Here is a 7,853-nt window from a genome sequence, read left to right on the forward strand (position 1 = left end):
TCAGGTCAGCCCCACGTCACGAGCCTGGGAAGACCGTGAAACGAATCGAAACCCTCACCGAACACGCCCGCCTGAAACAGCAGCGAGGTTAATGATCAAGCTAAGAAGCTGTTGTCTTTCCGGACGTGATCGCCGCGTTTCCGCTGGTCGGGGATAGGAGTGGTGCTTCCGTGGGAGTGGTGGCCTGTCGGGTCGCCGTTTCCCGGGAGGTCGCGGATGCCGTCGGTTGTCGGACTGCTGGAACAGCACGAGCTCGCCGCTCGCCGTCGGGTCGACGAACTGCGTAAGGAGGCCGACCGCATTCAGGCCGAGCTCGCCGTGGCCGAGCAGGAATGGCAGGAGTGGGCAATCGCCCGCAGGCGGGTCGATGCGGTGCTGGCTCCGGACGGCGGCAGCACCGCCGGCACGGAGGTCGCCCCGGATGTGCGGGATGCGGAGGTGCCGTCGGCGGTTCGGGATGCCGCGAAGGCGAAGTCGCAGGTGCCGGTGTGGCGCGAGGGCCTTTCCTGGTCGGTGCTGTCGGTGGACTACCAGCGCATCCTGCGGGCCCTCGCGGGCCGTCTCCGGCTCGGTCAAGGACCGCTGACCTGCCAGGAGATGGCCGCCTTGTTCGGCATGGACGTGGTGCCGGCGCGGGTGGAGGCACTGCGGTCGAAGGCGAAACGCCTGGTCGCGCGCGGCTGGCTGGCCGAGCAGCAGCCGGGCCGGTTCGCGCTCGCTGCGGGCGTGACCGGGCCAGACGGCGGGTCATGAGCAGGATCATCGACCAGTAGACCATCGCTTCGGCGCTGGTTGTGCGCCGCTCGAAGTCGCGCACCAGGCGGCGGGTGCGCATCAGATGGGCGAAGAACCGCTCCACGATCCACCGCTTGGGCAGCACCACGAACCCCTTCTGCTCGTCACTGCGCTTGACGATCGCCAGGACCAGCGCGAGCGCGGTAGGGCAGTACTCGACGAGACTGCCGGTGTAGCCGCCATCAGCCCAGACCAGGGCCAGCAGGTGGTGCGCGTCGGCCACCTGCCCGAGCAGGACCTGGGCGGCGGTGCGATCGCCGACATCCGCGCTCGTGACCATCACCCCCAGCAGCAGGCCGAGCGTGTCGACCACGACGTGCGGCTTTACGGCCGTTGATCAACTTGCCGCCGTCGAAGCCCCGGCTGTCCGACCCGACGACGGCATCCGTCTTGATGGACTGCGAGTCGATCACCCCTGCCGTCGGCTCGGCATCCCGCCCCAGCATCCCGCGGACCTGCGCGCGCAGCCGGTCGGGGAACTCTTTGACCAGCGCGTGGTCGCGTCAGCGGCGGAAGAATGCGTACACCCGGTCCCATGGCGAAAAGTCGGCCGGCATGGCGCGCCGCTTGATGCCGTTGTCCACGAGATAGCTGATCGCGTCCAGCATCTGCCGGTGGCAGTACGCCTCCGGCCGCGCGCCCCGGCCACGCAGCCAGCCCGGCACTGGCAGCAGCGGCCGGATGGCCGCCCACTCCGCGTCCGTCATGTCCGACGGGTAGCGCGGCTCACGCACCCGGTGATCCGCGGCGTTTCCGAACCGGTGAGCCAGGCAGTCACACTCCAGGGCGACCGAGCTGGACTGCCAGGCCATCGACACGGAAAACTGCGGCACCGGGGCCTCCTGCTGCTGCTCGGTGATTCGACACCAACGAGCCGTTCAGGAGGCCCCGCCTGTATGCGCCAAGCGCCCCACGACCACCCAACCGGGACTCCCGTTCGACGCGCATCTCTCAAGATCAGAAAACGACTGCTACTAACTCCGCAGCTGGGCGGTGAACAGCGGCTCCAGGGTGTTCAGCATGAGCGTCTTGGCACGCTCGACTCCGCCCGCGACCCGGCCGGCCATTGCCAGCGACACACATCCGTGAAGGAAAGCCCAGACAATGTCGACCGCCCCGGTGGCGTCGGCCAGCTCGGCGCCCCTCGCCTCCGCAATGCTCTGCAGGGCGGTGCGGAGCGTTCGGAAGGCAGCCTTGGCCTCAAGGGGGGTCTCGGCGGTGCCGAACGGCACCCCGTCCATGCCGTTCATCGCCTGGTAGAGCTCGGACGAGGTGAACGCGAACTCCCAGTACGCCTCGGCCATCGCGGCGAGCCGCTCTGGTGCCGGGGTCTGTGCGGCCACCTTCAGCTGGTCGGTGAGTTCGGCGAAGCCGACCATCATCAGCTCGATGAGCAGCGACTCCTTGCTGGAGAAGTACTGGTAGAGGATCGGCGCGGTGTATTCGAGCTTGTCAGCGATGCGGCGGATCGTGACCGCGTTCCAGCCGTCTTCTGCCGCAATGTTCCTGGCCGCTTCCAGCAGCCGCGCGCGCATCTGCTGACGCTCCCGTTCACGCCGCTTCTGGCTCGCGCTCGGCTCGGGCTGCGCGGGCTTGGCTCTGGTCGTCACGCGTTCGTCCTCCCATTGACACCGGCATTCTATCGCAGATCTAATTTCTAACGTTGATAGCCTTCTGGACACTGTTAGGGAGCCAAGCGTGATCGTCGTCTTCGGCGGTACCGGCAAGGTCGGCCGCCAGATCGTGGACCAACTGCGCAACGACAGGCACATGGTGCGCGTCGTCACCCGCGATCCCTCCTCGGCGAGGGTCGCCGGGGACGTCGAGGTCGTCGCGGGCGACCTGCACGACAGACAGTCGCTCGTGCGGGCCGTCACCGGCGCCAGCGCGATCGTCTGCACCGCTCAGGGCGGTGGCGGCAAGGGAGCGAACGGTCCCCGGGGCGTTGAGGGCGCGGGCATCCCGAGCCTCATCGGCGTCGCACTGGACGCCGCGATCGAGCACTTCGTGTACTTCTCGACCGCAAGCGCCCGCCCCGACAGCCCGGTCGAGTTCTTCCGTCTCAAGTTCGAGGTCGAGCGCACGCTGCGTACCAGCGGACTGCCGTTCTCGATCCTGCGGCCCACCCACCTGATGGACACCTGGGTGGAGATGCTCGCAGAGTCGATCACCAAGAAGGGGAAGGCCATGGTGCTCGGCTCGGGCGCCAACCCGGTGTTGTGGGTGGCCGGCGAGGACGTCGCCCGGGTGGCGGCGGCGCTGGCCGTACGCCCAGGTGAAGGCTGGTCCGCCGACCTCGGCGGACCAGAGGCGCTGACGCTCACCCAGGTCAACGAGCTCATTGCGGCTTCACTGAGCACGCGGATCAAGGGAGAGAACAAGATGCCGCTCGGCATGCTCCGGGCGATGAGCACACTGATGAAGCCGTTCAACCAGGCCCTTGCCCGGCAGATGCAGATGGGCGTGCTACTCGACACCCAGCCGCAACTCGTCGACTCCAGCGCGGTCTGGGCCCGGTACGGCCAGCCGCTGTCGCTGTCGGCCTGGCTGGAGCGCAACCGGCCGGGCGTCGCGGAAGGCGTCTGATGCACGCCGCCTTCGGCGCGTTCCTCGTCTGCCAGGCCAGCACCAAAATCCCGCGGGACTCCCGTTCGACCAGCAAACCTCAAAATCGGTAAGACAACGGCTTCTTCGTCCAGAGCCAGCACCGCCCTGGCCAGGGCGCTGACCACGGCCGCGGCAGAGGTTCGTGGCGCCCGGGCGATGGCCGAGGCAGCAGTCACTGCGGCGTGGGACAGAAGCGGGCGGCGATCTGGGCGGAGAGGTAGAAGACGCGCAGGAGCCGACGGTGGTAGCGGTGTGGTCGGCGTGTCGATCACCGTGCAGTGATGCGCGGCCTTGCCCGCATCCGTCCCCGCCCAAAGCTCGGGCACCCGAGCCTCCCTCGCCGATCGGTTGACTGATCCCGGCAGACGACCACGCCGACGTGTCCTTGGCCCGTTGCTGGGGGCGGAGTTCATCGCCTGCACCGGCGGTGACATGGTCCCGAGATCCGCAAAATGGAGTCCGGATCCTGGGTGTTCTTCAGCGGCGACAAACGTCTCTACCTCGGCGGCACCGTCGCTCTGACCTGGCGCGACCATGCGCTCGCACACCGCCTGTGGGGCAGTGACGACACTGGCGCCACGTGGGAGTACATGTACGCGCTGTCCGGCGCCCGCGGTTTCGACATCCCCCTCGAGGAGGTCCGCGACCTGCTCGGCTGGAAGCCGACCCGCAACATCATGCGCTTCCAGGCCTTCACGGACACCGAAGCCGACCTGCTGCAAAGCCTGCTGACGCTCGAACCCTTCCAGGCCCTGACGCCCGACGACGAAGGCACCGCCACCCAGCAGGCCATCACCACCTACACCGGCCCCCTGGAACGCAGCGCCGAGCGCGCCTACCGCGGCGAACAGGCCCACCTCAAACGCGTCCTGCTGCCCGGTCCCATCGGGGAGTGCGCCCTGTACGGACGGGTGCTGCCGGCCGCCTTCCTCATTGCCGCGCACATCAAGAAGCGGGCCGCCTGCACCGACGACGAGAAGCGCGACCTGCAGCACGTTGCCATGCTCGCCTGCCTGTTGGGCTGCGACGGCCTGTACGAACGCGGCTTCATCACCGTCGCACCGGGCGGCTGGCTCCGCATCAGCCACCTGGCCGGGGCGGCGCCGGCCGTGGCCCAGCACATCAACGACCACCTCGCCACACGTACCACCCCCTGGTGGACGCCCGAGCGCGAACCGTACTTCGCCTGGCACCGCACCCACACGTTCCGCAGCGCACCCACGCCGTGAGCCGCGGCAACGGTGCCATTGTGGAACGTCACGTAATTCCCCGTCACTAGCGGCAACTTCCCCGCCCAAGCGTTCGAGCCTGAGGTGCTAACCACGACCCGTACTCGCCCCGCTCCCGGACGGGTTCCCGGGCCTGCGGCGCAGTCGCTGACGCGCTCCCCAGGGCGCGCCCCGCCAATCGGAGGAGCGGCGCCCACCCGATCAGTCACCGTCCATGCGACCCGCCGTCCCGGCTCCCCGTACCGGCCGAGAGCGACAGAGATGCTGACCACCCCCGGGAACAACCGTTCCCCAGGGCGAACAGCCATCGGAGGCGACCATGCCGCAACTGACTCCCGTGGACCACAAGGTCAAGCACAAATCGACCATCCCGGCGAATTTCGGCGACGAGATCGAGCTCTTCGTACGGGAATACAAGGCCGCTGGATCCGGCGGCACCCCCAAGCCGGTTCTCATGCTCCACGGCAGGAGCGTTCCGGCCCTGCCTGGCTTCGACCTCGTGCTCCCTCCGAAGGGCAGCTCCCCGCACCCGGACACCAGCTACAGCTGGGCGCAGGACCTGGCGGGCAAGGGCTACGACGTGTTCATCATGGACCTCCAGGGTTCCGGGCTCTCCCCCCGCCCGAAGATGGAGGACCCCTGCAACGCCAACCCGGCCCAGCGGGGCCTCCTGAAGACCAATCCCGGCACGGGGACCTGCTCCCCGACAGCGCCCTACCCGCACCAACTGGGCAACTCCCAGAGCGAATGGGACGAGCTGGCCACCGTCGTCAAGTTCATCAGGGCACGGTGCAGCAACGAGAAGGTCTCCTTCATCGGCTGGTCCGCGGCCGCGTTCGTCATGGGTCCGTACGCGCTGCAGAATCCCGGGGACGTGGCAAGACTGTTCCTTCTCGCGCCCATCTTTCCCCCGAACGGCCGATGGTCGACACACACCGCCGCGCCCTTCGCTCCGCCTCCCGGCACGGGTCTGCCCACGCAGCCCGAGTCCAAGCCGCCCGCGGTCTTCGGCTTCCCGATGAACCTGACCAGCAAGGCGGGCCTGCAAGCCACCATCAGTGACAAGGACCTGGCCGGCCACGTGTGGCAGGCCATCATGGACAGCGACAGCACCGGCCAGAAGTGGGGCGGCCCGACCGCGGGGGCACCCGAAGGCATCATGCGGTGGCGCAACTCCTACTGGTGGGGCTGGAACACGAGCACCGTGCCCTACGGCTCCACGCTCGGCACCGCCGTGCCGGTGTGCATCGTCTACGGAGACCAGGACACGACGGCCAACACGGCGGAGGAGTTGGGGCCGGTGCTGCACTTCTCCGTTCCGGAGCTCTACAAGACGATTCCGGGTGCCGACAAGCTGATGATCCGTGTCGAGGGCTGGGACCACAATCCGGTCTGGGAACGTCGGGCCAACCAGATCCTGCAGCAGATGTCGTGGAAGTGGCTCGAAGACAAGAAGGTGTACGGCGTCGAGAGCGGAAGCTGGGTCATGGACGCGGACGGCGTGGTGACGGAAGTGGAGTGAGTGCCCCGGGCCGCGGGTGACACGTGGACGAGCCGGGGCCGGCCGACACCGGGCCCCGGCGTGAGCACGGCCGACTCTGCGTAAGGCGTGATCATGTCCGGCACCTGTTCTCGCTCGGCCTCGACTCACGGGACGGAGGGTTAGCTCCTCGGCGTCAGCAGGAACACGATCTACAAGCTACGTACCCGAATTGAGGGGCAGCCGAGTCGCGCTCGCCGACTCATCCGCCGTAGAACTTCCCCGGCCCACCGCTCTCACTGCTTGATCTACGGATCTGCTCAGGCCAGCGGCCACTCCGTTGTTTTTTCGGCGAGAACTACTGGGACCCCTGGGGAAACGAACACAGCCAAGTGCCTGAGGTTCGAACATCCGGCCGGGGAAGTTGACGCTGCCGATGGGGAAATACGTGACCGTCGACAGCCGTCGGCGGGCCGGCCTCGATGACCCGCTACTGTTTTTGCATCTCTGCCGCCTCGCGTGTTCAGGGCAGAACGTGAGATATCGCCAACGGACGGTTCCGAGATGTGGGTGGTCGTGAACGGCCAGTACGAACTGAGTCCGGAGGCATGTGCCTACCTTGCGGGACTACGCAGGGCGGACAGCTCTGTGAGCACCGAGCGTGTCTACGCTGGGCGCGCGGCTTTGTACCTGTCGTACTGCCACCACGTGGGCATCGCCTGGGCGGCGCCGACCCTGCCGTAGTTGGGCGCGTTCCTGCAGTGGCTGGTAAGGGCCCCGTTGCCACCGCGGAGCCGTCGGGTTCCGGTGCGGCCGGTGTACCGGGAGAAGAGCGAAGGGCATCGAGGTGACCGCGACCGCGTCTGCTGCCGCCGCAGAGCGCGTGCTCGGTCTGGGAGCGATGGAGGTCGTCGACTACCACGACCCGAACTGGTCGGCCAAGGTACGCGGCGGGTTCGACGCCGCCCTCATCATCGCCACCAGCACGGCGGACGCCGCCCTGCCTTTGGTGCGGGACGGCGGCCGACTGTGCTCCCTTACCTCGGACGCGCCTCCGGAGGAACGAGGCATCATGAGTTGGGACCTCTACGTCGAGCCCAACGCCGCGCAGCTTGTCCAGCTGGCGGAGCAGGCCGCCGCGGGAACCTTGAAACTCGCACCGGAACCCCTGCCGCTGAACGAGGGACCGGCTGCGTTTGCCCGGGTGGTTACCGGACGGGCCGGCGGTAAGAAGATCGTTCTCACCCGAGCATGACCCGACCGGGCACCGCCCGATCCTGATGCTGGGCCACGGTGCCCGCCAGGCGCGGAAGTGGCCCGGGTCCAAGGCGTCCTGAGTCGTCGGCGGGCAGGCGGCATCACCCAAGGCCAAGCCCGGCAGGAGGTCCTCTCCCTGCTCACCTCGTACACCCGCAACCAGGCACCACGCAACGCACACTGGGTTTACGAGGAGTTGGGCGAGGAGCCGGTGGAACGCCCCATGCTGGGTGCGTGACCGCCGCAGACCACGTCGCCCATCCGTCAGCGCACCTTCGGCTCCCGGACACCACTTCTAAGCGTCCACCCAGGGTCCAGACGCCACGCAGGGGAGCCGGGGCCGAGCACCTTGGCGGTGCAGCGGATGCGGCGCCGGGTCTGGGTGACGCACTGGATCTCCTCCACCGAGCAAGGCGCTGGTAGGACTCCGTTAGGTTGCTCTGGTTCTTGGGTTTGGGCTGGTGGTGGATGTTCGGGGCAGGGGG

General features: G+C 67.9%; 8 protein-coding genes and 1 pseudogene. 6 read left to right on the forward strand and 3 right to left on the reverse strand.

Annotated features, from left to right (window positions below):
- Positions 1 to 216: 216 nt before the first annotated feature.
- Complete coding sequence (locus tag IEY95_RS50060; protein ID WP_229703877.1) at positions 217 to 753, forward strand: hypothetical protein; 537 nt, start codon at positions 217 to 219, stop codon at positions 751 to 753.
- Between the two features lie 61 nt (positions 754 to 814).
- Here IEY95_RS50060 and IEY95_RS50065 read toward each other — a convergent pair.
- The 3 genes and pseudogenes from IEY95_RS50065 to IEY95_RS48295 all read right to left on the reverse strand — a co-directional run.
- A pseudogene (locus IEY95_RS50065) lies at positions 815 to 1,075 on the reverse strand (transposase); the annotation flags it as partial.
- Positions 1,076 to 1,298: 223 nt separating this feature from the next.
- Positions 1,299 to 1,628 carry a transposase gene (locus IEY95_RS48290; RefSeq protein ID WP_229703878.1) on the reverse strand — a complete coding sequence of 110 codons (330 nt, stop codon included), beginning with the start codon at positions 1,626 to 1,628 and terminating at the stop codon, positions 1,299 to 1,301.
- Between the two features lie 141 nt (positions 1,629 to 1,769).
- On the reverse strand, positions 1,770 to 2,405 hold the full coding sequence (locus tag IEY95_RS48295; RefSeq protein ID WP_189192708.1) for a TetR/AcrR family transcriptional regulator: 636 nt from the start codon (positions 2,403 to 2,405) through the stop codon (positions 1,770 to 1,772).
- An 88-nt stretch (positions 2,406 to 2,493) separates the two neighbouring features.
- On the opposite strand from IEY95_RS48295, the gene IEY95_RS48300 reads away from it, so the two are divergent.
- The 5 genes from IEY95_RS48300 to IEY95_RS48320 all read left to right on the forward strand — a co-directional run bounded on the left by IEY95_RS48300 (position 2,494) and on the right by IEY95_RS48320 (position 7,606).
- On the forward strand, positions 2,494 to 3,381 hold the full coding sequence (locus IEY95_RS48300) for an SDR family oxidoreductase (protein ID WP_189192709.1): 888 nt from the start codon (positions 2,494 to 2,496) through the stop codon (positions 3,379 to 3,381).
- A gap of 473 nt (positions 3,382 to 3,854) precedes the next feature.
- A complete protein-coding gene (locus IEY95_RS48305) occupies positions 3,855 to 4,631 on the forward strand; it encodes a hypothetical protein (protein WP_189192710.1) in 777 nt (258 codons plus the stop codon).
- 319 nt (positions 4,632 to 4,950) lie between these two features.
- Positions 4,951 to 6,153: an alpha/beta hydrolase gene (locus IEY95_RS48310; protein ID WP_189192711.1), complete on the forward strand. Its 1,203-nt coding sequence runs from the start codon at positions 4,951 to 4,953 to the stop codon at positions 6,151 to 6,153.
- Positions 6,154 to 6,958: 805 nt separating this feature from the next.
- On the forward strand, positions 6,959 to 7,366 hold the full coding sequence (locus IEY95_RS48315) for a zinc-binding dehydrogenase (RefSeq protein WP_189192712.1): 408 nt from the start codon (positions 6,959 to 6,961) through the stop codon (positions 7,364 to 7,366).
- Between the two features lie 57 nt (positions 7,367 to 7,423).
- Positions 7,424 to 7,606, forward strand: coding sequence for a hypothetical protein (locus tag IEY95_RS48320; RefSeq protein ID WP_189192713.1), 183 nt, complete (start codon positions 7,424 to 7,426; stop codon positions 7,604 to 7,606).
- The last annotated feature ends 247 nt before the right edge of the window (positions 7,607 to 7,853 follow it).

Origin of the sequence: Streptomyces albiflavescens, assembly GCF_014645835.1 — a bacterium.
GTDB lineage: Bacteria > Actinomycetota > Actinomycetes > Streptomycetales > Streptomycetaceae > Streptomyces > Streptomyces albiflavescens.

What these genes read in the sequence shown, in the direction of transcription:
- IEY95_RS48310 (WP_189192711.1), top strand. Translation starts at nt 4,951, where the DNA reads ATGCCGCAACTGACTCCCGTGGACCACAAGGTCAAGCACAAATCGACC.
- IEY95_RS50060 (WP_229703877.1), top strand. Translation starts at nt 217, where the DNA reads ATGCCGTCGGTTGTCGGACTGCTGGAACAGCACGAGCTCGCCGCTCGC.
- IEY95_RS48305 (WP_189192710.1), top strand. Translation starts at nt 3,855, where the DNA reads ATGGAGTCCGGATCCTGGGTGTTCTTCAGCGGCGACAAACGTCTCTAC.